This window comes from Sinomonas susongensis (assembly GCF_005877005.1).
GTDB lineage: Bacteria > Actinomycetota > Actinomycetes > Actinomycetales > Micrococcaceae > Sinomonas > Sinomonas susongensis.
Genome location: NZ_SSNH01000001.1, coordinates 473,776 through 496,350 on the forward strand (window position 1 = coordinate 473,776; position 22,575 = coordinate 496,350).

Annotated in this window: 17 protein-coding genes; 12 read left to right on the forward strand and 5 right to left on the reverse strand. The window is 67.2% G+C overall.

The genetic code is table 11. The features are described from left to right. Positions 1-34 precede the first annotated feature (34 nt). Complete coding sequence (locus E6A21_RS02220; RefSeq protein ID WP_138442476.1) at positions 35-487, forward strand: chorismate mutase; 453 nt, start codon at positions 35-37, stop codon at positions 485-487. Between the two features lie 3 nt (positions 488-490). After that, the gene (locus E6A21_RS02225) at positions 491-1,525 is read left to right on the forward strand and encodes a uroporphyrinogen decarboxylase/cobalamine-independent methonine synthase family protein (RefSeq protein WP_138442477.1); all 1,035 of its coding nucleotides are present in this window, start codon (positions 491-493) and stop codon (positions 1,523-1,525) included. Between the two features lie 55 nt (positions 1,526-1,580). On the opposite strand, the gene E6A21_RS02230 is transcribed toward E6A21_RS02225, so the two are convergent. Further along, positions 1,581-2,468 carry a cytochrome c oxidase assembly protein gene (locus tag E6A21_RS02230; RefSeq protein WP_138442478.1) on the reverse strand — a complete coding sequence of 296 codons (888 nt, stop codon included), beginning with the start codon at positions 2,466-2,468 and terminating at the stop codon, positions 1,581-1,583. 172 nt (positions 2,469-2,640) lie between these two features. On the opposite strand from E6A21_RS02230, the gene mtrA reads away from it, so the two are divergent. The 7 genes from mtrA (at position 2,641) to secA (ending at position 13,141) form a co-directional block, all read left to right on the forward strand. Beyond that, the gene (mtrA, locus tag E6A21_RS02235; protein ID WP_138442479.1) at positions 2,641-3,315 is read left to right on the forward strand and encodes an MtrAB system response regulator MtrA; all 675 of its coding nucleotides are present in this window, start codon (positions 2,641-2,643) and stop codon (positions 3,313-3,315) included. A gap of 12 nt (positions 3,316-3,327) precedes the next feature. Next, the gene (gene mtrB / locus E6A21_RS02240; RefSeq protein ID WP_138442480.1) at positions 3,328-5,280 is read left to right on the forward strand and encodes an MtrAB system histidine kinase MtrB; all 1,953 of its coding nucleotides are present in this window, start codon (positions 3,328-3,330) and stop codon (positions 5,278-5,280) included. Beyond that, positions 5,277-7,037, forward strand: a complete 1,761-nt coding sequence (locus E6A21_RS02245) for an LpqB family beta-propeller domain-containing protein (protein WP_246036133.1) — start codon at positions 5,277-5,279, stop codon at positions 7,035-7,037. The genes mtrB and E6A21_RS02245 overlap by 4 nt, the downstream gene beginning before the upstream one ends. 196 nt (positions 7,038-7,233) lie before the next feature. Then, positions 7,234-8,115: a ComF family protein gene (locus E6A21_RS02250; protein WP_171041224.1), complete on the forward strand. Its 882-nt coding sequence runs from the start codon at positions 7,234-7,236 to the stop codon at positions 8,113-8,115. A gap of 168 nt (positions 8,116-8,283) precedes the next feature. After that, positions 8,284-9,015, forward strand: coding sequence for a ribosome hibernation-promoting factor, HPF/YfiA family (gene hpf / locus E6A21_RS02255; RefSeq protein WP_138442482.1), 732 nt, complete (start codon positions 8,284-8,286; stop codon positions 9,013-9,015). Between the two features lie 19 nt (positions 9,016-9,034). Then, on the forward strand, positions 9,035-10,357 hold the full coding sequence (locus tag E6A21_RS02260; RefSeq protein ID WP_138442483.1) for a winged helix-turn-helix domain-containing protein: 1,323 nt from the start codon (positions 9,035-9,037) through the stop codon (positions 10,355-10,357). Positions 10,358-10,417: 60 nt separating this feature from the next. Continuing rightward, positions 10,418-13,141 (forward strand): preprotein translocase subunit SecA, encoded by a 2,724-nt coding sequence (secA, locus tag E6A21_RS02265; protein ID WP_138442484.1) that lies wholly within the window; start codon positions 10,418-10,420, stop codon positions 13,139-13,141. A gap of 1 nt (position 13,142) precedes the next feature. On the opposite strand, the gene E6A21_RS02270 is transcribed toward secA, so the two are convergent. The 4 genes from E6A21_RS02270 to E6A21_RS02285 all read right to left on the reverse strand — a co-directional run bounded on the left by E6A21_RS02270 (position 13,143) and on the right by E6A21_RS02285 (position 15,427). Then, positions 13,143-13,526: an Rv3235 family protein gene (locus E6A21_RS02270; RefSeq protein WP_246036134.1), complete on the reverse strand. Its 384-nt coding sequence runs from the start codon at positions 13,524-13,526 to the stop codon at positions 13,143-13,145. A gap of 49 nt (positions 13,527-13,575) precedes the next feature. Next, complete coding sequence (locus E6A21_RS02275; RefSeq protein ID WP_138442485.1) at positions 13,576-14,451, reverse strand: LysM peptidoglycan-binding domain-containing protein; 876 nt, start codon at positions 14,449-14,451, stop codon at positions 13,576-13,578. Positions 14,452-14,692: 241 nt separating this feature from the next. Next, the gene (locus tag E6A21_RS02280) at positions 14,693-14,884 is read right to left on the reverse strand and encodes a hypothetical protein (RefSeq protein ID WP_138442486.1); all 192 of its coding nucleotides are present in this window, start codon (positions 14,882-14,884) and stop codon (positions 14,693-14,695) included. Positions 14,885-15,202: 318 nt separating this feature from the next. Continuing rightward, a complete protein-coding gene (locus tag E6A21_RS02285) occupies positions 15,203-15,427 on the reverse strand; it encodes a helix-turn-helix domain-containing protein (RefSeq protein WP_138442487.1) in 225 nt (74 codons plus the stop codon). 252 nt (positions 15,428-15,679) lie between these two features. On the opposite strand from E6A21_RS02285, the gene E6A21_RS02290 reads away from it, so the two are divergent. The 3 genes from E6A21_RS02290 (at position 15,680) to E6A21_RS02300 (ending at position 22,530) form a co-directional block, all read left to right on the forward strand. Then, on the forward strand, positions 15,680-16,201 hold the full coding sequence (locus tag E6A21_RS02290; RefSeq protein ID WP_342777840.1) for an SAF domain-containing protein: 522 nt from the start codon (positions 15,680-15,682) through the stop codon (positions 16,199-16,201). A 20-nt stretch (positions 16,202-16,221) separates the two neighbouring features. Continuing rightward, positions 16,222-17,601: a CpaE/TadZ family protein gene (locus E6A21_RS02295; RefSeq protein WP_138442489.1), complete on the forward strand. Its 1,380-nt coding sequence runs from the start codon at positions 16,222-16,224 to the stop codon at positions 17,599-17,601. Positions 17,602-17,664: 63 nt separating this feature from the next. After that, entirely contained in the window at positions 17,665-22,530 is a 4,866-nt protein-coding gene (locus E6A21_RS02300) for an NAD-glutamate dehydrogenase (RefSeq protein WP_138442490.1), read from the forward strand. Positions 22,531-22,575 lie beyond the last annotated feature (45 nt).

A 22,575-nucleotide genomic window follows, 5' to 3' on the forward strand; every position in this document is an offset into this window, starting at 1 on the left:
CGCGCGGGCCCGCTCGGCAACCTAGACTTGCAGCATGACCGAGCAGCCCCGTGATGACGCCCGCCCTGAGTCGGCCGAGGCCGAAGAGGACTACGACCCGACCGCCAGCTCGCTCAAGGGTTCCGTCGATCCGGCGGTCATGCAGGAGCTGCTCTCCATCCGTTCGAGCATCGACAACTTCGACGCGACACTCGTCTTCCTCCTCGCTGAGCGGTTCAAGGTGACCCAGCGGGTCGGCTGGCTCAAGGCGAAGCATCACCTGCCCCCCGCCGACCCTGACCGCGAGGCGGCGCAGATCGCGCGCCTCCGCCGGCTTGCCGAGGACGCGCAGCTTGATCCTGCCTTCGCGGAGAAGTTCCTCAACTTCATCATCAGCGAGGTCATCCGCCATCACCAGGCGATCTCCCAGGACCACCACGCTCGCCAGAAGCCGGACGCTCCGACGGATGGGCCTGCCGGCGGAGCCGCCTCGGCCGAGCAGGCCTGACGGATGTCCTCGGAGACGGCGGACCAGACCCAGGTCACGGCCACTGCTCTGGGCGAGTGGCCCGGAACGGACCCGGTCGAGGCCGAGAAGGCCATTCGGGGCGAGCTCGGAACCCCGCATCTGCCGTTCGTTCCCGAGCTCCCGGACCGGGGCGTCGGCTCCGACGCCGTGGGACGGACCGCAAGCCTGCTTGTCGACCTCCACGCTGACCTCCAGCCCCACGGCTGGCGGCTCGTCGACCGCCCCGGGCGCGACGCCGCACGCGCCGAGTCGGCGCTCGCAACAGACGTCAACGTCCTCGCCGACATGGTCGGCGCGGAGGAATCGCATGCAGAGGGGCTCCAGGTCCGCATTCTGGGCCCGCTGAGCCTTATGGCAGGCCTGTATCTCCACAGCGGGGAGCGCGCCCTCGTCGATGCCGGGGCCCGCCGCGATATTGCGGACTCGCTGTCGGCGGGTGTCGCGCCGTTCCTCGCCCGTGTCCGCGCCGCCGCGCCGGGTGCGAAGCTCACCGTCCAGGTGGCCGAGCCGGACGCCGCCCAGGTCCTCGCGGGCCTCCTGCCGACCGCGAGCGGGTACCGGACCCTCCGGGCGCTGCCCTCCGCCGAGGCGAGGGCCGCGTGGGCGGGGCTCATAGAGGCCCTGCGCGAGGGCGGGGCCGAGAAGGTCGTCCTCCAGACACCGGCTTGGGAAGCGCCGATCGAGCGCATCCTCGAAGCTGGGGCGGACGGCGTCGCCCTCCCCGCCGAGTCGCTGAGCGTCGCGCAGTGGGAATCCCTCGCGGCTGCCGTGGAGAGTGGAGCGAGCGTCTGGCTCGGGCTGCTGCCGCTCGACGCCCCACACGGGACCACGACCCACGACGTCGCCGAGCGGCTCCTCCGCCCCTGGCGTCAGCTCGGCCTGCCCGAGCGAGCGCTCGGCGCCGTGCGCGTGACTCCCGCGGGCAGCCTCAGGGACGTCTCGCCGGAGCGGGCGACGGCGGTCCTCGCCCGGCTCGTGAAGCTCACCGACGCCGTCAATCAGCTCGCTTTCGGCTGAGCGCTGGCCTTGAGCGCTGGCCTACTCGCCGCGCTGGCCTACTCGCCGCGTTGGCCTACTCGCCGCGCTGGCGCAGGTGCGCCTCCGTGAGCGCGTCCATCTCCTCGTCGCTCAGCTCGTCGAAGCTGCGGGCCTCGCGCCTGTCACTCCGGCTGAAGCGCACGAACATGAGGATGATGATCGGCAGATCGACGATCTCTGCGATGAACCAGAGAAGGTCCCCTGCGAGCTGCTGGTCGCGGATGGGGGAGGGGAACCAGCCCGGCGCGCCTGCCGCCCACTGGGTGACCCCGTCGAGCACGGTCTCGTTGAGCCGGAGCGCGATGCCGGGGACTGCGTCCGCCAGCAGCTCGATGAACACGTAGACGAACTCGAGCATGATGAAGCTCGACGTCCGCTGAAACCCCTCGGCCTCAGTGATCGGGAGCGCGAGCACGAGCCCGAGAAGTGGAATGGCGACACTCAGTGCGGCACTCACGACGGGATCGGCACGGTAGGTGGCCAGGAGGGGCGTCAGGAACGTCCCGAAGAATGCGAGGCCGAGGACCGGCGCGACGAACGCGTTCCCGAGGACCCGCATCGGACGGCTCGCCATGATGGCATCGAGCCGCCGTCGACCTCGATCGCCAAGGGCCGTGCGCGCGAGGCTGAGAGGCCTTCCAAGGCCCGCGAGGGGCGGGATCACGAAGAACAGGAGGGCGAGCTTGAGCGTGAAGGCCCAGCGGAGCTCGCGCCCGTACGCGCCCGTGAACCCGCAGGTGAGGACGAGGTACGCGGCGATGCCGAAGACGTAGAAGCACAGGACGCGCCAGAGGGGCCAGCGTTCACCTCGGCGGTGGGCCGAACGGAGTCCCACGCCGTAGAGCACCGCCGCTGCCAGCGCGAGGGCCACGGCAGCAGGATCGAGCGTGACGGCTGTCAGGAGCGTGGAGACGGGTGGCACTCTGACGATTGTAGGCCACCTCGCTGGGCCTGAACCCAGCATTCGGGGCATGGCCGAGTCCCCGAGCGGGGTGCCCGGACACGGTCGGATCCATGCGGAGACTAGAATAGAACAGCGCGCGGGCGGGCGTGCCTGAACGGGCCGCGGCCGAATGTGCGGGAAAGTGGAAAGCATGAAGGCACGCATTCTGGTTGTAGACGACGACGAGGCCCTCGCCGAGATGATCGGCATCGTGTTGCGCAATGACGGCTTCGAGCCGGTCTTCTGTGCAGACGGGGCAGAGGCCCTCGACGTCTACCGTGCCCAGAAGCCGGACCTGGTGCTGCTCGACCTCATGCTCCCTGGTCTCGACGGCATCGAGGTCTGCCGCCGAATCCGCGCCGAGTCCGACGTGCCGATCGTCATGCTCACCGCCAAGTCGGACACTTCGGATGTCGTGCGCGGGCTCGAGTCAGGCGCAGACGACTACGTGCCGAAACCCTTCAAGCCTGCCGAACTCGTCGCGCGCGTCCGCGCCCGGCTCCGCCCGGGCGAGGCCAAGACCCCCGAAACCCTCCGGATCGGGGACGTCTCGATCGACGTCGCCGGCCACACTGTGCGGCGCGGTGACGCGCCGATCGCGCTCACCCCGCTCGAGTTCGATCTGCTCGTCGCGCTCGCTCGCAAGCCGTGGCAGGTGTTCACGCGCGAGCTCCTCCTCGAGCAGGTGTGGGGCTACCGGCATGCCGCCGACACCCGGCTCGTTAATGTCCATGTGCAGCGTCTGCGCTCGAAGATCGAGCGCGATCCCGAGGCGCCGGAGATCGTCCTGACCGTCCGGGGCGTTGGCTACAAGGCCGGGAGCTAGACCGAGGCAGGAATGGAACAGCAGGAGGACCGCTGGGCACGCGCCCGCGACGTGGCCGGGCGTGTCCAGCGCCGTGGCGCTCTCGCGGCCCGGCGCGCCCGGATCACGGCTGCACGGATGCGCCGAGAAGGCCGCCGGTACCTCCGCCGACTCCTGCGCATTCCCGGCCGCATCCGTTCGGCGTTCATGCGCCGATGGCGCCGCTCCCTGCAGTTCCGGACCGTCCTCATCACGCTCGTCCTCGCGTGTGCCTCGATCTTCGGGGTCGGCATCTACCTCTCCAACCAGATCGCTAACAGCCTTTTCCAGGAACGCCTCACCCAATCCGAGGTCCAGACTCGCCAGAGCGTCACCCAGGTCCAGGAGACGTTCGACGGCGCGCAGGTCACCGACCAGCAGGGCGTGCTCAAGCTAGTCAATGACACGCTCGCGACGCTCGAGGCCCGCGACTCGGGTACGCCCCGCCAGTACGTCTTCCTTGCCGTCCCGAACCAGGACCAGCCGCGCAACCAGTGGGTCGACAGCCGCGCCTCGTACCTCAGGACCGAGAACGACATTCCGCAGTCGCTGCGCGCGGCCGTGGAGGGATCGCAGCAGTCGCAGCAGTTCTGGGAGTCGATCCCCCTCACGGTCGACAACACGGTCCATCCCGCGATCGCGGTGGGCAACAAGGTGACCTTCGGGGGCACCGTCTACGAGCTCTACCTCCTGTACGACATCCAGTCGGCGCAGGAGACGCTCGACGAGATGCAGAACGTCCTGTGGTTCGGCGGCGTCTTCCTCATCCTGCTGATCGGCGCGATCGTCTGGATTGTCACGCGAAGCCTCGTGAGCCCTGTGAGCCATGCGGCTGCTGTGTCCGAGAAGCTCGCTGCCGGGCAGCTCGAGGAGCGCATGGCGGTCGAGGGCGAGGACGAGGTCGCCCGACTCGCCAAGTCCTTCAACCACATGGCGACGAGCCTCCAGGAGCAGATCAACCAGCTCGCCGCACTGTCGCAGATGCAGCAGCGATTCGTCTCGGACGTCTCCCACGAGCTGAGGACTCCGCTCACGACAGTGCGCATGGCGGCAGAGGTGCTCTACGACGCGCGTGGACAGTTCGACCCCGTCAACAAGCGGTCCGCCGAGCTCCTCTACAACCAGGTCGAGCGCTTCCAAGCGCTCCTCAACGATCTCCTCGAAATCTCGAGATTCGACGCGGGAGTCGCGCGCCTCGACGTCGAACCGCAGGACATCGTCACGGTCGTGCGCTCGGTCATCGAGACAGCCGCCCCGATTGCCGTCTCCTGCGGCTCCGAGGTCAGGCTCTACGCGCGGGCCGGGAGCATCGTGGTGGACATGGACGCGCGCCGCATCGAGCGCGTGCTGCGCAACCTCCTCCTGAACGCGCTCGAGCACGGCGAGGGCCGGCCGGTCGAGATCTTCGTCGCGGCGAACGCGGATGCGGTGGGGGTTTCCGTGCGCGACCACGGGATCGGCATGTCGCCGTCTGAAGCCGCGCGGGTCTTCGACCGGTTCTGGCGGGCCGATCCGGCGCGGGCACGCAAGTCCGGGGGGTCCGGCCTCGGACTTTCGATCGCCACAGAAGACGTCAAGCTCCACAACGGCTGGCTCCAGGCTTGGGGACGCAGAGGCGAAGGCTCGTGCTTCCGCCTCACGCTGCCCCTTCACGCCGGTGGCACGATCGTCGAATCGCCGGTAGCCCTCGAGCCGGGCGGCACTCTTCCCCTCGTTCGCGGCGCGACCCGCGAAGTCGTCGTGGGAGCAACGGCGCTGCGCAGTGCGGGCGGGACGCCGTCTGCGGGGGCGGCTTCTGCAGGGGCGGCCACTGTCGCGACGCCCACCGTCGGCGCGCACCATGCCGAAGGGGAACCCGTCTCCGGCGCCCAGCAGAGCGAGACGGCGCCCGTCGCCGGGGCGCCCCGTGCCGAAGTACCCCCGGAATTCGGAGGCAGAACGCCGTGACCGACCTGTCGCCGTCGTCTATCTTCCGGCGCCCCGGGCGCATTGCTCGAGCCCTCCGCTGGGCCGCGCTCGCCCTCGTCGCGCTCCTCACCGTGGCGGGCTGTGCCCAGATCCCCACCGCGGGCGCCGTGGGCACGAGCAACGACGGCGGCTCGGCCGTCGGGAACGCACCCCAGTACATCCCCCCGGGACCCCAGACGGGAGGGTCGCCCCAGTCGATCATCGAAGGCTTCTTCAACGCGGGCTCGGGCTATCAGAACGACTTCACCGTCGCGCGGCAGTTCCTGGCGCCGGCGAACGCTGTCTCATGGAAGCCGAGCCAGCGCACGCTCGTGTACAGGGGCAGCGCGACTGTGGTCCCGGCAGGCCGGCCGAACGCCTACCGCTACGAGCTCGACGTCGCCTACTCCGTCGACCAGGACGGGATCATGACGCAGTACCCGGCAGGGACGAAGCAGTCGATCGACGTCGAGCTCACGCAGGTCGACGGCCAGTGGCGGCTTTCCAAGATCCCGGACGGGACGGCCATCCCCGAGGAGACATTCAAGGTCCTGTACCGCGCCTTCTCGATCTACTTCTTCGATCCGACGTTCGCGATCCTCGTCCCTGATGCCCGCTGGTTCATCGACAATTCCGGCATCGCGAAGTCCCTCGTGAGCGCGCTCATCGCCGGGCCTGCGCCGTATCTCAAGCCCGCGGTCGCGAGTGCGTTCCCCCAGGGAATCCAGCTCGAGCGCGAGTCCGTGCCGATCGTCGGAAACGTAGCCCAGGTCGACCTGACCCCCGAGCTGCGCGACGCGTCGTTCACAGACCGGCAGCGCATGCACAGCCAGCTCGTGCGGACGCTCGCGGCTCTGCCGTCCGTGGGAGACGTCTCCCTGAGGACGAACCAGACCGAGATCGCCATCCAGGATCCCTCGGCGCCCCGGCAGCCGGAACCGCTCGTGGATCCGAAGGTCCCCTCGTGGCAGGTCGGCATCGCGGGCGGCCAGCTCGTTCAGTACGGCTCCAAGCAGGCGTCCAAGATCGACGGCCTTGCCTCGGTCTCGCAGCTCGCCCCTTCGAATCCCGCTGCCGCCTCCTCGGAACATGTCTACGCGTTCCTCGGAGACGAGGGGAAGAACCTGTATTCGATCATCCCGGGGGAGCCGGCCCGGCTCCTGGAGTCAGGCCAGTCCTTGGTGCCGCCTTCGATCGGGCCCGACGACTGGGTGTGGTCCTCCGCGCCGGACCCCGGCGCACCGGGGCAGGTCGTCGCGTTCAAACCGGTCGGCACTGCCCAGAACACCGCCGTGCCGCGCACCAGCGTGTCGGCGCCGTGGCTTGCGGGCCGCACCGTCAAGTCCCTGCGCGTCTCCCGTGACGGCGTACGCGCGCTTGTCCTCTCCGAGGCCGGGGGCCAGACCCTCCTCCAGATTTCGGGCATCGTCCGCGGCCCGGACGGCACCCCGCAGACGCTCACGAACCCCATCACGCTGCCGCTCACTGCGAGGAATCCCGATGTCGCGCTCTGGGTCGACGAGTCGACGGTCATCGTGTCCGAGACCTCGTCCACGGCCCAGGTGGCCCCGGAACTCGTGAGCCTGCAGGGCGGAGAGCCGCGCCAGATCTCGCCGCTGACTGGAATCCAGTCGCTCTCGGCAGGCAACGGCGATACCGCGATCTACGCGATGACGCCGGACGGCATCTATCTCCTCGTCCGCACCTCCTGGACGGAGCAGGGCAAGGGGGCCACTCAACTCGCGTTCGCGGGCTGAGGCATCCTCGTTTCGCCCTCGGGGGCTGGGGCTTCCTCGTTTCGCCCCTCGGGGGCTGGGGCTTCCATCTCCCCTCGCCGGCAGCCCGCCGCAACTGCCCGCATCGATTGCCCCTCACGGCGGCCGTCAGGGCGTGTCGTCCACATGCATGCAGTCGGGCCTCGAGTCCAGCATCCGGTCGCGGAAGCGTGAGGAGATGACGAACCCATCGCGTCACGTTGCTCCCGTGACCGGCGTCCTCCGCCGGTCTGTGACGATCGCAGCCCAAATAGGTGCCGCCCTCCTCTCGCTTGTGGTCCCCGTGGAGTGCGCGTCCTGCTCCGCCCCGGAGAGCGTGCTCTGCTCTGCCTGCGCTCGGAGGCTGCGCCGGGCGACGACGGTCCCCGCCCGGTGCGAAGCCCTTGCGCCGGGGCTTCTCGAGTACGACGGCCGCGTCCTCGTCGCTGCGGTCGCCGCAGGGCTGTACCGCGGCGAACTCGCTCAGGCCCTGCTCGCCTACAAGCGCCACGGGGCCCCGGGCCTCCGAGCCGAACTTGCGGCGGCCCTTGGCCGTGCTCTGCGTGGCGCTCTGCACGAATCCCGCCAGAGTCCCGCGATCTGGCTCGTGCCGGTGCCCACGACCACGGCCGCCTATCTGCGCAGGGGTTTCGACCCCGTCCACGACCTTCTTCGGTGGCTCTCCCACCACAGTCTGCTGCCACCGACGGCGCGGTGCGTCCGCGTTCTCCGGCGCCGGCCTGCTGGCATCGTGACAACCGTCCGTCAGCTGGCGGCGTCTGTTGCCTCGGGGGCACGGGGAGGTCAGAAGGGGCTCGGTCGCCGAGACAGGAGGGCTCGCCTCTCGGGCAGTCTTCGAGCCCAAACGCCTCGGCGGGCGCTTCGTGGAGTAGATGGCTCCCTGGCGGGGCGACACATCGTCATCGTCGACGACGTGCTGACGACCGGCGCCACACTCCGCGAGGCGGCTCGGGCCTTGGAAGACAATGGCGCCGTCGTGATTGGCGCGGTTGTCCTCGCTGTCGTTCCAAAAGCAGGCGCAAGAACCGACGCTTTGACGCTTGCAGCGGACACGAAGTGAATTTCAGGGCAAGAAGGGGTGTGCAATCGGTGACGATCAACTAACGTCGATAACAGGTTCCAGGCTGAGGGGAACCTCTCGATAGCGGCTCAAGAAAGGGGCTCGACTGTCAAGCAGCGGCCCCCAAGAGCCCCATCGGGCTGACCGAGTAGTCTTCTGGAGGGCACCATGGAGTTCAAGATCAGTGGGCGCAACCTGACTGTGTCGGACCGGTTCCGCGAGTACGCCACCGAGAAGCTCGAGAAGATCGAGAATCTGGCAGACAAGGTCCAGCGCGTCGATGCCAAGTGCTCGAAGCAGACCAGTGCTCGATCAGGGGGCGACCAGCTAACCGTCGAACTCACGGTGACGGGGCGCGGTCCCGTGATCCGAGCGGAGGCGACAGCCCCGGACAAGTTTGCGGCCTTTGATCTTGCGTATGGAAAGCTCCTTGAACGTTTAAGGCGGGTGAAGGACAGGCGCAAGGTCCACCACGGCAAGCACACACCGGTTGCGGTGAAGACGGCCACGGCGTCCCTCCCGGTAGTGAGCGGCAGCACGCCGATCTATGCCGATGCACCCCTCGAGGCCCAGGATTCTCAGGCCGAGCATGACGGCACCTCGCCCTACGAGGTCGAGAACGACATTCCTGCCGGTGACTCTCCAGTCCTCATCCGCCGTAAGGTCTTCCCCGCGGCGACTCTGACCCTCGACGACGCCGTTGACAACATGGAGCTCGTCGGCCACGATTTCTACCTCTTCATCGACGCCGAGACCAACACGCCTTCGGTCGTGTACCGTCGTCGCGGGTGGACGTACGGCGTGATCAGCCTCGATCAGGCGTGCGAGCCGGGCAAGGCAGCGGTAGAAGACCGCATCCTTGCCTACCGCTCGGACGACGAAGGAGCCGTCGTCCACTGACGGCACGGGAGGAGAGCTGGTGGGCGCTGCCCTGAGCCTTTCGCAGGCCCGACGCGTCGCCCTCTCGGCACAAGGACTCATAGGAGCACGGCCCAAGGCCCCCGTGACAACGCGGGCCTTGGGCCGTATCTTCGACAAGCTCCAGTTGGTGCAGATCGATTCGGTCAACGTCCTCGTCCGCAGCCACTATCTGCCGTTCTTCTCTCGGCTCGGCCCCTACGACAGGGAGAGCCTCGACCGCATGTCCTCGCGCAGCCCCCGTCGGATGGTGGAGTACTGGGCACACGAGGCGAGCTTCATCAAGCCAGAGCACTTCGAGGCCCTCCGGCTTTGGCAGAAGCGTGACTGGGTCGGTGCCTCGAGCCTTGCGCCTGAAGTGCGGGACGACCTGACAGAGCGGATCCTGGCCGTGCTGGCGTCGAGCCGCCCTCTCACCGCGGCACAGCTCACGGAGCGTCTCGGGCACGTCGAGGAGCGGCGCACCGATCAGTGGGGCTGGAATTGGAACGCCGTCAAGCGAGTTGTCAGCCATCTCTTCGAGCAGGGCATCGTGAGCTCGGCGGGACGGACGGCGTCGTTCGAGCGACGCTACACGCTCACGGCGGCGGTGCTGCCCGCCGCCTATCTGACGCCCGCCACTCTGGAGCCCCTGACTCTTGCACCCGCCGCGTTGAGCGGCCGGCCGCTGACTGCAACCGGCGCGGGCCTCGGCGCGAACGAGCTCGATCGGGACGAGGCGGCACTCATCCTCACCCGTGCGGCGCTCCGCGCCCACGGAATCGGGACGGTCCGATGCTTCTCGGACTACTTCCGTCTTCCCGTGAAAGCGACGGAAGCGGCGCTCGCGGAGCTCGTGCGTGCCGGCGAGGCGGAACGGGTCGAAGTCCGCGGCTGGGGCCCTGACCTCTACAAGGACGCAGCGGCGGGCATCCCGAGGTCCGCGGGAGGGCGGGCGCTGCTGAGCCCGTTCGATTCCCTCGTGTTCGAGCGGCGGCGGCTCGAGAAGCTCTACGGCTTTCACTACAGGATCGAGATCTACACGCCTGCGGAGCGTCGGCGATACGGCTACTACGTGCTGCCGTTCCTGTTCGGCGAGACGATGGCGGCCAGAGTCGATCTCAAGGCGGACCGCACAAGAGGAGTCCTGCTCGTGCATGCCGTGCACGGCGAGGCAGACGCTCCGCCGGGGACCGCCGTCGAACTCGCGCAGGAGCTGCGCCTCCTCGCCGACTGGCTCCAGCTCGAGGACATCGTGGTTGCCGACGAAGGAAGCCTCGCCGCGCCGGTGGCTCACGCACTCGGGAACCCGGATACGCGGCGACTCGTGTCTCCCGTAGACTGAAAGCCGCCCGCAGTACACGGCATTGCGGGCTCACGCCATTGACAAGGGAGCGAAAGCCACGTGGCAAACCTTCTCGAGAAACTCCTCCGGACCGGTGACCGCCGGATCCTGAAGCAGCTTAGCGTCTACGTCGACGCGACCAATGCGCTCGAGGAAGAGTTCAAGGGATTCACGGACGCGGAGCTCCGTGAAGAGACCGACCGGCTCAAGGCACGCTACAACGACGGCGAGAAGCTCGACGACCTCATCCCCGAGGCCTTCGCTGCGGTGCGCGAGGCGGCGGGCCGCACCCTGGGCATGCGCCACTTCGACGTCCAGCTCATGGGCGGTGCCGCCCTGCACCTCGGGAACATCGCCGAGATGAAGACCGGTGAAGGCAAGACGCTCGTGGCCACCGCGCCGGCGTATCTCAATGCGCTCACGGGCAAGGGCGTCCACGTCGTCACGGTCAACGACTACCTCGCCGAGTACCAGTCCGAGCTCATGGGGCGCGTATACCGCTTCCTCGGCGTCTCCAGCGGCTGCATCCTGGCGAACATGGACCCGGCAGCGCGCCGGAAGCAGTACGAAGCAGATATCACGTACGGCACGAACAACGAGTTCGGCTTCGACTACCTGCGCGACAACATGGCGTGGGACAAGAATGAGCTCGTCCAGCGCGGCCATCACTTCGCCATCGTCGACGAGGTTGACTCGATCCTCATCGACGAGGCGCGCACCCCGCTCATCATCTCCGGACCCGCGCAGGGCGATGCGAACCGCTGGTACTCGGAGTTCGCGAAGATCGCGCTGCGCCTCGGCGAGGGCGACTACGAGGTAGACGAGAAGAAGCGTACGGTCGGCGTCCTCGAGCCCGGCATCGAGAAGGTCGAAGACTATCTCGGCATCCACAACCTCTACGAGTCGGCCAACACGCCGCTCATCGGCTTCCTCAACAACGCCATCAAGGCGAAGGAACTGTTCAAGCGGGACAAGGACTACGTCGTGCTCGACGGCGAGGTTCTCATCGTCGATGAGCACACCGGCCGTATCCTTCCCGGGCGCCGGTACAACGAGGGCATGCACCAGGCGATCGAGGCCAAGGAAGGCGTCGAGATCAAGGCCGAGAACCAGACTCTCGCAACGATCACCCTGCAGAACTACTTCCGCCTCTACGAGAAGCTCTCGGGTATGACGGGTACGGCCGAGACCGAGGCCGCCGAGTTCATGAGCACGTACAAGCTCGGTGTGGTGCCGATTCCGACGAACAAGCCGATGGCCCGCGTAGACCAGCCCGACCTCGTGTACAAGAACGAGGTGGTCAAGTTCGACGCAGTCGTCAAGGACATCTCACGCCGCAATGCCAAGGGCCAGCCCGTCCTCGTGGGCACGACGAGCGTCGAGAAGAGCGAGTACCTCTCGCAGGCCCTCGCGAAGGCGGGCGTCCGCCACGAGGTGCTCAACGCGAAGAACCACGCGCGTGAAGCGGCGATCGTCGCCCAAGCGGGCCGCAAGGGGGCCGTGACGGTTGCGACCAACATGGCTGGCCGCGGCACCGACATCATGCTCGGCGGCAACGCCGAGTTCATGGCTGTAGCAGAGCTCGCCTCCCGCGGACTCGATCCCGAGGAGGATTCGGAGGCCTACGAGACCGCTTGGCCCGGGGCCCTCAAGGAGGCACAGAAGGCCGTCAAGGAGGAGCACGACGAAGTCCTCGAGCTTGGCGGACTCTACGTGCTGGGCACTGAGCGGCACGAGTCCCGACGCATCGACAACCAGCTCCGCGGCCGATCCGGCCGTCAGGGCGACCCGGGCGAGTCCCGCTTCTACCTCTCGCTCACCGACGACCTCATGCGCCTGTTCGGCACGGGAGGCGCGGAACGTCTCATGGCGAGCAGCCTGCCGGATGAGACTCCGCTGGAATCCAAGCTCGTGTCCCGAGCCATCCAGTCGGCCCAGGGGCAGGTGGAGGGCCGAAATGCTGAGCAGCGCAAGAACGTGCTCAAGTACGACGACGTCCTCAACCGCCAGCGCGAGGCGATCTACGGCGACCGCCGCCGAATCCTCGAGGGTGACGATCTGCACGAGAAGGTCCAGTTCTTCATCGAGGACACGCTCACGGCCATGATCGAAGCTGCGACTGCCGAGGGCAACGGCGACGATTGGGACTTCCATGGTTTGTGGAACAACCTGCGCACCCTCTTCCCCGTGACAATCACGCCTCAGGACATCATCGAGGAGGCCGGCGGGAAAGCGCGGGTGACCGTCGAGATGCTGAAGGAGGAGATCCTTTCCGACGCGAAGCTGGTCTATCAGCGGCGCGAGGAGGAGATCGGCTCCGACAACATGCGCGAACTCGAGCGGCGCGTTGTCCTGTCCGTCATCGGCCGGAAGTGGCAGGAGCACCTCTACGAGATGGACTACCTCAAGGAGGGAATCGGCCTGCGCGCTATGGCCCAGCGCGATCCGCTCGTCGAGTACCAGCGCGAGGGCTTCGCAATGTTCCAGACAATGATGGAAGGCATCCGCGAGGAGTCCGTCAGCTTCCTCTACAACCTCGAGGTGCAGGCCGCTGAGGTTGCGGCCGAGAGCGCGTCCGCGCAGACGCCGGGGATCGAGGCGCCCGAACGTCCTGCTCAGCTCCAGTACACTGCTCCCGCAGAGGATGGTTCCACTGAGACGCACGTCGAGCAGGCGCGCTCGGCGAAGTCTGCGCAGAACGGTTCTCGTGGTAAGAGGAGCGGTGCGACGGGGCCTGGCTCGGGCCAGCAGGGGCCGCGGCGGGCGAAGAACCGCAAGCGCTGACTCAGCCGATTTCGAGCGCGGTGACCCTCCACCCGCGACCACTGCCCCTGCGCTCGAGCCGCAGGGCGATCGCGCGGCTGCGCAACCGGTCCGAGACGACAGCGGACGCTTCGTAGATTCCGGGGGCGACGAGACTCGCCCGGGCCGAGGTCACGATCGAGGCGCGGTGTGCCTTCGCGGCCCGCGATTGCGGTGGCGCTACATCCGCGCGCCCGAGATTGGCCCGCAGCTGTAGCCTCGCGAGCAGATCACGCGGCAGCCACGGCGCAAGTTGCTGGACAGGCCGCTGTCCAGCCAGGACTTCTAGCGCCGCACTCGTGATGCGCGCCGCGAGCTGCTCGACGGAGTGTCTTTCGGCACTGGGGCTGACGGCATCGGCGCTCATCGCGATTCCTTCGTCGCTGGTCGGAGTCCGATGCGGAGCATGGCTCGACTCACAGGTTCGGCGGGACAAGCAGCTGCCCCGGACGGAGGATGTCCGGGTCGTCGCCGATCACGCCGCGGTTCCTCTCGAACCACTTTGGCCACATGTCGGCTACTTCGAGGGCGTGGGCCTCGGGGCCGAGATGACGGGCTGCGATGCTCCAGAGCGAATCGCCAGGGCGCACTTCCACTGCCGAGGGCTGCGGCATCGTCCTGAGTTCGGGACGCGCCAGAGGTCCGGGGGAGGGCGGCTCCTTCGGGGGCGTCCAGGCTTCGGTCTGAAGGCCCTGGCCAACCGGAGTGCCCGAGCCAACCTGAAGGCCCTGGCCAATCTGAACGCCGTGGCCAACCTCGGGCGGAGCGGTGGCGGAGGCGTCTAGGGGCACGCTAGAGGGCGCGGGGGGAACCGCAGCGGCATCGGGGGGAACGGCAGCGGCATCGGGGGGAACGGCAGCGGCATCGGGGGGAACGGCAGCGGCATCGGGGGTCACGGGGGCGGCCTGGAATGGAGCGGTGGTCTGCCAGGTGGGGTCGAACGGCGGTTCATCTGCGTGCGCCACAGGACCCACGGCAAGCGTCGCTCCGAGAACGGCCAAGGCGAGTCGCCGCATGAACGGGGGAGCCGCTGCGCCGGCCCACCGGGCCGCGCTCTGCCGCCCGGCCGCATGGAGCATGGCGGCCGCGATCGCGCAGGTCATGGCCAACAGCCACCAGACCACAATCGTCAGGCCCACGACGCTTGCGCCGAGTCCCAGCTGCGCCTCTGCGCTCGAAGTGCTTCCGCTCGCGGCGATCGCAGGCCCAGAGGCTGCGAGGATGCATCCTGCCGCGAGGCCGAGTGCCGCTACGATGGCGTCGCCCTGAGGTCGCCCTGCTGCTGACTTCATCTGTCCCCCTACTTCGGTTTTCTTCGGCTGGGCCGGGTCCCTCGACACACGACGTTGATCCTGTTTGATCACGTTTGCCCGTGTTTGCGACAGTGTGACCCGTTTTGACAAGCAGTGTCTACCGGAATCTCATCGGCGATTGCTCCGAGTGCGAGAGCTGCCTAGGGTGGGGCCATGCGCTGGGGGGCCCTCTTCGATGATGGAAGCACAAGTAGCGGCCGCCGAAAGGGCGGATTTCGAGTCAGGCGTGAATGAGCTGGTCCGAGCCGAGCAGGGGGCTGTCGCTCTTGTGGACCGACTCAGAGCACAGTCTGTGCCGCTCGAATTCGTCGTTCGTGGCGGCCTTCGGTTCCGAGGCCGCATCGTTGAACTGGCCGAGGAGTGGTGCATTGTCGAGGTCGCTCCTCGCAGCGTTCTCCTGCCCCTGAGTCACGTCGCCGCGATCACGGGGGTCGGCCGGGAAGCGATGGGGGAACCCTCCGCGGTTCGGCGTTCGCTCAGTATTCGCACCGCATTGCGTGCACTCGCCCGCGATCGTGCTCGCGTGGTCTGCCACTGCGAGGCTGCAGTCGGTGAGCCCGTCGCGGCGACCGGGACGATCGACGTGGTGGGGCGTGACTATCTCGAGCTTGTGGATCGTGGAGAAAACACGCCACTTCGCGGCAGGCGACGCAGCACGCTTGTCCCGTTAGGCTCGCTCGTTGCAGTCGTTTCCCAGGCGTAGGCAGCATCGGAAGCGACCGTCGTCGAATCAGGAGTGGGTGGGCCGAGACGCGTGCTGTTCGGCGACCATCCGCTCTGTCTTGGCGTAGCTCTCTTGGATGTACTCCTCGAGCTTGACCTCTTCGACGCGCCACTGGCCGCGGCCACCGACTTGGATCGCCTTGAGTTCGCCGCTGCGGACGAGGGCGTAGGCCTGGGCAGTGCTGATCTGCAGCTGCTCGCAGACGTCCGCGAGGGTGAGGAACCTAGGCATGCTCCTATCCTGCCAGCAGATGGGTAAGTTTGAGCGATATGCCCTTCATTTGGCGCGATTTGACCCCTCGTGTTCGCAATCGGGCTCCTTCAGTCAAGGATGGACTGGGGCGGCCGCGGGGGCGGCCGCAAGAGCTTGACCTCTGGGGGAGCGTGCATGGGCGCAGTCGGGATACAGCCAGGACTTCGGCTCCGGAGGCCGTCATGGAAGGACCCGAGGCTTCTTGTGGGCATCCTTCTGGTCTTGGCTTCAGTGGCCGGGGTGGTGGGGCTCGTGCGGTCGGCTGAGACGAGCATCGTGGTCTACGCGGCGAAGGACGATATTCCCGTCGGGCAGGCCGTGGGCCCGGACCAGCTCGTTACCGTCGAGGTGAGGCTCGGTGCCATGGCCGATCGTTACGTCACTGAGGGAAACATCCCCGGCGGCCGCGTGGCGGTGCAGCGGGTGTCGAAAGGCGATCTCGTGCCCGCCTCGAGTCTGGGTGCGGCCGATGCCCTCGGCCGTAGTCCGATTGCCATCGTCCTGCAGGAGCCTCTTCCCGCGGAGGCCGTACCGGGCAGGCGGGCAGACATCTGGGTTGCACCCCCGGACGGGCGAAATGGCTTTGCAGAACCGAAACTGCTCATTTCAGCGGCCGAGATCGCCCACGTGCAGGCAGCAGCGTCAGGTCTCGGCAGTCCCCGCGAAACCGTCGTCCACGTGCTAGTCGATCCGGACAGGCTGCCGCAGCTGCTCGGCGCGCAGGCCAACAAGGCGAGGGTGTCTGTCGTCTAGAATCCCTCAGGACGCCCCCGGTGAGGCTCTCCGTCGTCGTCATCGGGCCGGACTCCAGCGAGATCGGTGAGCGGCTTGGCCAGACGAACGGCTCCGTCACAGTCGTGCGGGAGTGTGAAGAGCTCGCGGAGCTGATCGCTGCCTGTCAGAGCGGGTTGGCTCGCGTCGCCGTCGTCGCCGGCGGCACGGCCGACATCACGATGACGCTGGTCGACCGGCTCCTCGCGGTGGGGGTGGGGCTTGTGGGATTGTCGGACGACGACGGCGAAAGGCGTCGCCTTGAGACGCTGGGAGCCATGACTGCCCCTGTACGGGTGCCCCGCGATCAGTTCGAGCGACTCATCGCCGGCGCGGCCGACCATGCCGTTCGGCTGGCGGCCTCTGATGCGGCGTCGGCCGCATCGTTCTCCTTCGCAGGTTCTCACCCCGGAGCACCTGCCGTCGGCGCTGGCCCTCTCGAGGAGCCGACCGTTGCAGCGGCAGGTGGAACCACGGGCGAAGACGAGGGCGAGGTGGGGCGGGCGAGACTCATCGCGTTCTGGGGCCCCATCGGCTCCCCGGGCCGTACGACGGTTGCTGTGAACGCCGCGGCCGAGCTGGCAGCCCGCGGTCGGAAGGTCATTCTTGTGGATGCCGACACTTACGGGCCAAGCATCGCTGCCCATCTCGGGCTGCTCGAGGAATCTGCAGGGCTCGCGCAGGCATGTCGGCTCGCCGACCAAGGCCAGCTCGACGAGTCGGCGCTGAAACGGCTCGCCGTTCCCATCGTCACGCACGCCCGCGAGCCCGCAGCCACGCCGGCCGGCGAACTGCGTGTTCTCACAGGCATCACGAGAGCCGACCGTTGGAATGAGCTCAGGGCTGCTTCGCTCGCGGCCGTCCTCGGGGCCGCGCGCCAGGCTGCGGACGAAGTCGTGGTGGACGCCGGTTTCTGCCTCGAAGCCGATGAGGAGCTCTCGTTCGACACGATGGCCCCCCGGCGCAATGCGGCCACGCTCCGCGTTCTGGAGGTCGCGGACCGCATCGTGGCGGTCGGCGCAGCTGACACGGTGGGGATGCCGCGCCTTGTGCGGTCGCTGGACGAACTGGCCGCCGCGGTGCCGACCGCGTCACCTGACATTGTGTTCAACAGGGTGAGGAGGAGCGCCCTCGGGCGGTTTCCCGACCGAGCCCTCCGCGACGCATGGGAGCGGTTCGGGCCGGCACGGCCGATCGTCGGGCTCATTCCTTTCGACGATGAGACAGTGGGCGCGGCACTTCTCGCGGGGCAGACGCTGCTCGAAACTGCGCCTCGGAGCGAAGCGCGACGGGCGATAGCGGAAATCGTCTGTTCTTCTGAACAGCGAAAACGGAAATCCGCTGTGGCAAGTGCTAGGGCAGGTGGCCGGAGACCGCGCTAGGCTCAGGGCAGCGCGTTGCAACGCGGCAGCGCGAAATCCGTTCCTCTGGAGGCGATTCCCACCGTGTCGACCGGAACTGCACAGCAGACACCGTTCCCCACCGCCGAGCAGGAGGCCCGCTTTCTGGCGGACTACTACGAGCATCTCGCCGAAGAGGACAGACAGTCCTATCCGGCAGCCACTCTGGCTCAGCGCGCACGTCATCATCGTTCCTTCGCGGAGGAACGGCACCCGGGCACCGCGAAGGTCGAAGTGGTCGACGAGGGCGGACGGAGTGTTGTCTACATCGTGACGGATGACATGCCGTTCCTCGTGGACTCGGTGAGCGCCGAACTCGTGCGGGAACGCTGTGCCATCCATCTCGTCGTCCACCCCATGTTCGTTGTGACCCGTCGGCGCGATGGCGGATCGATCGTAGACGTGCAGCGCGTCCCCGCGCAGTGGGGCCTCACGAGCGGCGACACGGCTGCGCTCCCCAAACTCAGCCGTTTGGTGGCCGACGCCGACCTCGCGACACACATGGAGTCGTGGATCGCCATTGAGATCGACCGCGTTCCGGCTGGCCGCAAGGCTGAGCTCACGGAGGGACTGCTCCGCGTCCTGGGCGATGTGCGCGCTGCCGTCGACGACTGGCAGGCAATGCGCTCGAAGGCCCTCGAGATTGCGGCCGGCCTCGACAATGTAGTCGGCAGTGAGGACATCCCTGACCTCAAGCCGACGCAGGAACTTCTGCAGTGGCTAGAGGCGGGGAACTTCACATTCCTCGGCTACCGCGAATACGACCTCAAGAACGAGAACGGCGAGGACGTCCTCGAGCTTGTTGACGGCAGCGGCCTTGGCCTCCTTCGGGGCGATGGTGCCCACGCCCTTCAGCACCTCACCGCAGAAGGCCAGGCGCACGCACGTGAGCGGCGGGCTCTCGTGATCACGAAGGCGAATTCCCGCAGCACGGTGCACCGTCCTTCATATCTCGACTACATCGGCGTCAAGCGCTTCGATGCTCAGGGCAGGGTCGACGGCGAACGGCGCTTCATCGGCCTCTTCGCGTCGTCGGCCTACACGCAGTCCGCTCGCAGCGTGCCGATTGTCAAGGACAAGATCGACGCCGTCATGCGTCGTTCAGGGTTCCCCGCAGATTCCCACTCGGGCAAAGACCTGCTCGCTATCCTCGAGACCTATCCGCGTGACGAACTGTTCCAGATGGATGCAGACCTTCTGTTCGAGACGGTCAACCGGATCCAGCTTCTTCAGGAAAGGCGCCGGACTCGGCTCTTCCTCCGCCCCGACTTCTACGGGCGGTTCATGAACGCGGTCGTCTACCTTCCGAAGGACCGCTACAACACCGCGGTGCGGCGCCGGATCGAGGTGGAGCTCGAGCGCGAGTTCCACTCCGACCAGATCGACTACGACGCCCACCTCAGCGACTCTGCACTGGCCCGCCTCTACTTCCGTATCCGTCTTCCCAAGAGCGGGGACGTTGTGGCTGTTGATTCGAGTGCGCTCGAGCAGCGGCTCGTCACTGCAACGCGCTCCTGGGCCGAGGGGATCGCACAAGCTCTGCACGAGAACCGGCCACTCGAGGAGGCCGAGCACCTCGCCGCTGTCTGGCAGGACGCGTTCCCTGCTTCGTACCGGGTGGACTACAGCATCGAGGACGCCCTCGAAGACATCGAGCGGTTCGAAGCGTATGCCGAAGAGCGGGCCGCGGCGGAGAAGGAGGAGGGCGAGGAAGTCGCGGAGCGGCCCTCCGTCCGCGTCTACGTCCCCGACGGGGTCGGGGCCGAGCTTGAGGAAGACGCACGGGTGAAGCTCTACCTCCTCGAGCCGAAGAGCCTCAGCCAGATCCTGCCGTTCTTCCACAATCTCGGACTGGAGGTTCTCGACGAGAAGCCGTTCGAGATCGAGACCGCCGATGCCCGCGACTTCTTCCTGTACGACCTCGGGCTGAAGTATCCGGCCGGCATTGATCCGCTCGCCACCGGCGAGCTCCTCGCCGACTCCTTCAGCTCCGCGCTTTCGGGGGAGACCGAGTCAGACTCCCTGGACCGACTCGTGCTGCGCGAAGGAATGCGTTCGAGGCAGGTCGTCATCCTGCGCAGCTACGCGAAGTACATGCGCCAGATGGGGAACACGAACTCGCTCGGGTTCATCTCCGACACGCTCCTCGCGAACCCCGACGTGACGCGGCGGCTCATCGCGCTGTTCGAGGCCCGGTTCGACCCGAACCTCAGCGCGGAAGCTCGTGCGGCCTCCATTGAGCGGGTCCGATCCGAGCTCGCCGAGGCACTCGACCAGGTGCCCACGCTGGACGCGGATCGCCTTCTTCGCACTTTCATCAACCTCATCGAGGCGTCGCTGAGGACCAACTACTATCTCGGCAAGTCCTACCTGAGCATCAAACTGCGTCCCTCCGAGGTCGAGGGCCTGCCGTCGCCGAAGCCGATGTTCGAGATCTGGGTCTACTCGCCCCGCGTCGAAGGCGTCCACCTCCGCTTCGGCAAGGTGGCGCGCGGAGGGCTCCGTTGGTCCGACCGTCGCGAGGACTTCCGGACCGAGATCTTGGGACTGGTCAAGGCACAGGTGGTCAAGAACGCCGTCATCGTCCCGACGGGTGCCAAGGGGGGCTTCTTCGCAAAGCGGCTCCCAAACCCCTCCCTCGACCGCGCAGCATGGCTCGCCGAGGGCATCGAGAGCTACAAGACCTTCATCCGCGGCCTCCTCGACCTCACCGACAACCGCGTGTCGACGCCGGAGGAAGGCGAAAGCGTCGTCGCTCCGTCGGGCATCGTCCGTCACGACGACGACGATCCGTACCTTGTGGTCGCGGCAGACAAGGGCACAGCGAGCTTCTCAGATATCGCGAACGGGATTTCGGCGGAGTACGGCTTCTGGCTCGGCGATGCGTTCGCATCGGGCGGCTCTGTCGGCTACGACCACAAGGCGATGGGAATCACGGCCCGTGGCGCCTGGGAGTCGGTCAAGCGGCACTTCAGCGAGCTCGATGTCGACACGCAGAACGAGGACTTCACAGTCGTAGGCGTTGGAGACATGTCGGGTGACGTATTCGGCAACGGGACGCTGCTATCGGAGCACATCCGGTTGGTCGCGGCGTTCGACCACCGCCATCTGTTCCTCGATCCGAACCCGGACCCGGCGAGCTCCTTTGCGGAAAGGGAGCGGCTCTTCAAGCTTCCCCGCTCGTCCTGGGACGACTACAACAAGGAGCTCATCAGCGCCGGCGGCGGGGTCTACCCGCGCACCGCCAAGTGGGTTCCGGTCTCGGAAGAGGTCAGAGCGGCGCTCGGCCTCCCCGAGGGAACCAAACAGCTGAGCGTGAATGAGCTACTGCGGGCCATCCTCCTCGCGCCAGTCGACCTGCTCTACAACGGCGGAATCGGCACGTACGTCAAGGCGAGCACGGAGACCAACGCCCAGGTCGGGGACAAGGCCAACGACGCCATCCGCGTTGACGGGCGCGATCTTCGGGTCAAGGTTGTCGGCGAAGGCGGGAACCTCGGCTTCACCCAGCGCGGGCGCATCGAGGCTGCGCTCCAGGGCGTCATTCTCAACACGGACGCGATCGACAACTCGGCAGGGGTCGACTGTTCCGACCACGAGGTGAACATCAAGATCTTCGTTGACCGGATGGTCGCAGCCGGGAAGCTTCCCGCCGACGAACGGGCGGAATTCCTCGCCTCGATGACGGACGAAGTCGCCCATCTCGTCCTCCGCGACAACATCGACCAGAACATCCTGCTCGTCACCGACCGTTCACTGGTCGGGCCTTTGAGCCCGGCGCTCGAGCGGTTGACGGATTGGCTCGAGGTGCATGCGGATCTCAACCGTGAGCTCGAGGCCCTGCCGACGACGGCGGAGCTTCACCGCCGCCTGGAGCAGGGGCAGGGGCTCACTTCCCCCGAGCTCTCCGTGCTTGCCGCCTACGCGAAGATCGAACTCACCGAGTCGCTGAGGGAAAGCGACCTCGCGGACGATCCCTGGTTCGCGTCCACCCTCCGCAACTACTTCCCGTCGGAGCTGCGCGAACGCTTCGGCGCTGATCTCGACCTCCACCCGCTGCGGCGCGAGATCATCGCCACGATCGTCGCGAACGACATGATCAACATGGGTGGCATCACCTTCGCGTTCCGGGCGATCGAGGAGACCAGCGCGACGGATGCCACGGTCGCGAAGGCCTTCGTAGCCCTCCGCGAGGTCTACAGGCTCGACGAACTGGTCGAGTCCGTCAACGGGCTCCCGGCGTCGTTCCCGACGGAACACTGGACGACGATCCATCACGACATCCGTCGTCTGCTGGATCGCGCCGTTCGCTGGCTCATCCATCAGGGGACAGGCAACCGCACGATCGGCGAGGTCGTCGAACTCTATGGGCCGACGATGAACGCCCTGCGTTCACGGCTTCTCGAGTTCCTGCGCGGCCAGGACGCCGAACGCGTGAGGGAATGGCTCGAACGGGGCCTCTCCTGGGGCCTCCCGAAGGAATTCGCGCAACGCTGGGCCGAACTGTTCGAGAGCTACGCGCTCCTGGACATCGCTCGGCTGTCGCAGACCTCCTCGGAGAGCGTCGAGGAAATCGCGGGCGTCTACTACACCGTCTTCGACCGGTTCAACGTGGACGCGCTGCTCGAGCGAATCACAGCACTCCCGCGCAAGGACCGCTGGCAGGCGCTCGCACGCGCTGCCCTCCGGGACGACCTCTACAGCACGGTCGCTGACATGACGCGGTCGATCATGGAGGTCTCGCCAGCTGGTGCTTCGCCAGAGGACCGGCTCGCGGCGTGGGAGGCCGAGAACGCGGAATCGCTCGCCCGTGCCGCCACGATGTTCGAAGAGGTCAACGCACTCGAAAGCGACGACATGGCTTCCCTCTCGGTAGCATTGAGGCTGCTCCGGTCGATCGTGCGCCATTAGGTGCCGCGTCGGAGGCCGCGCGGGTGATGGCACCCGCGCGGCTGG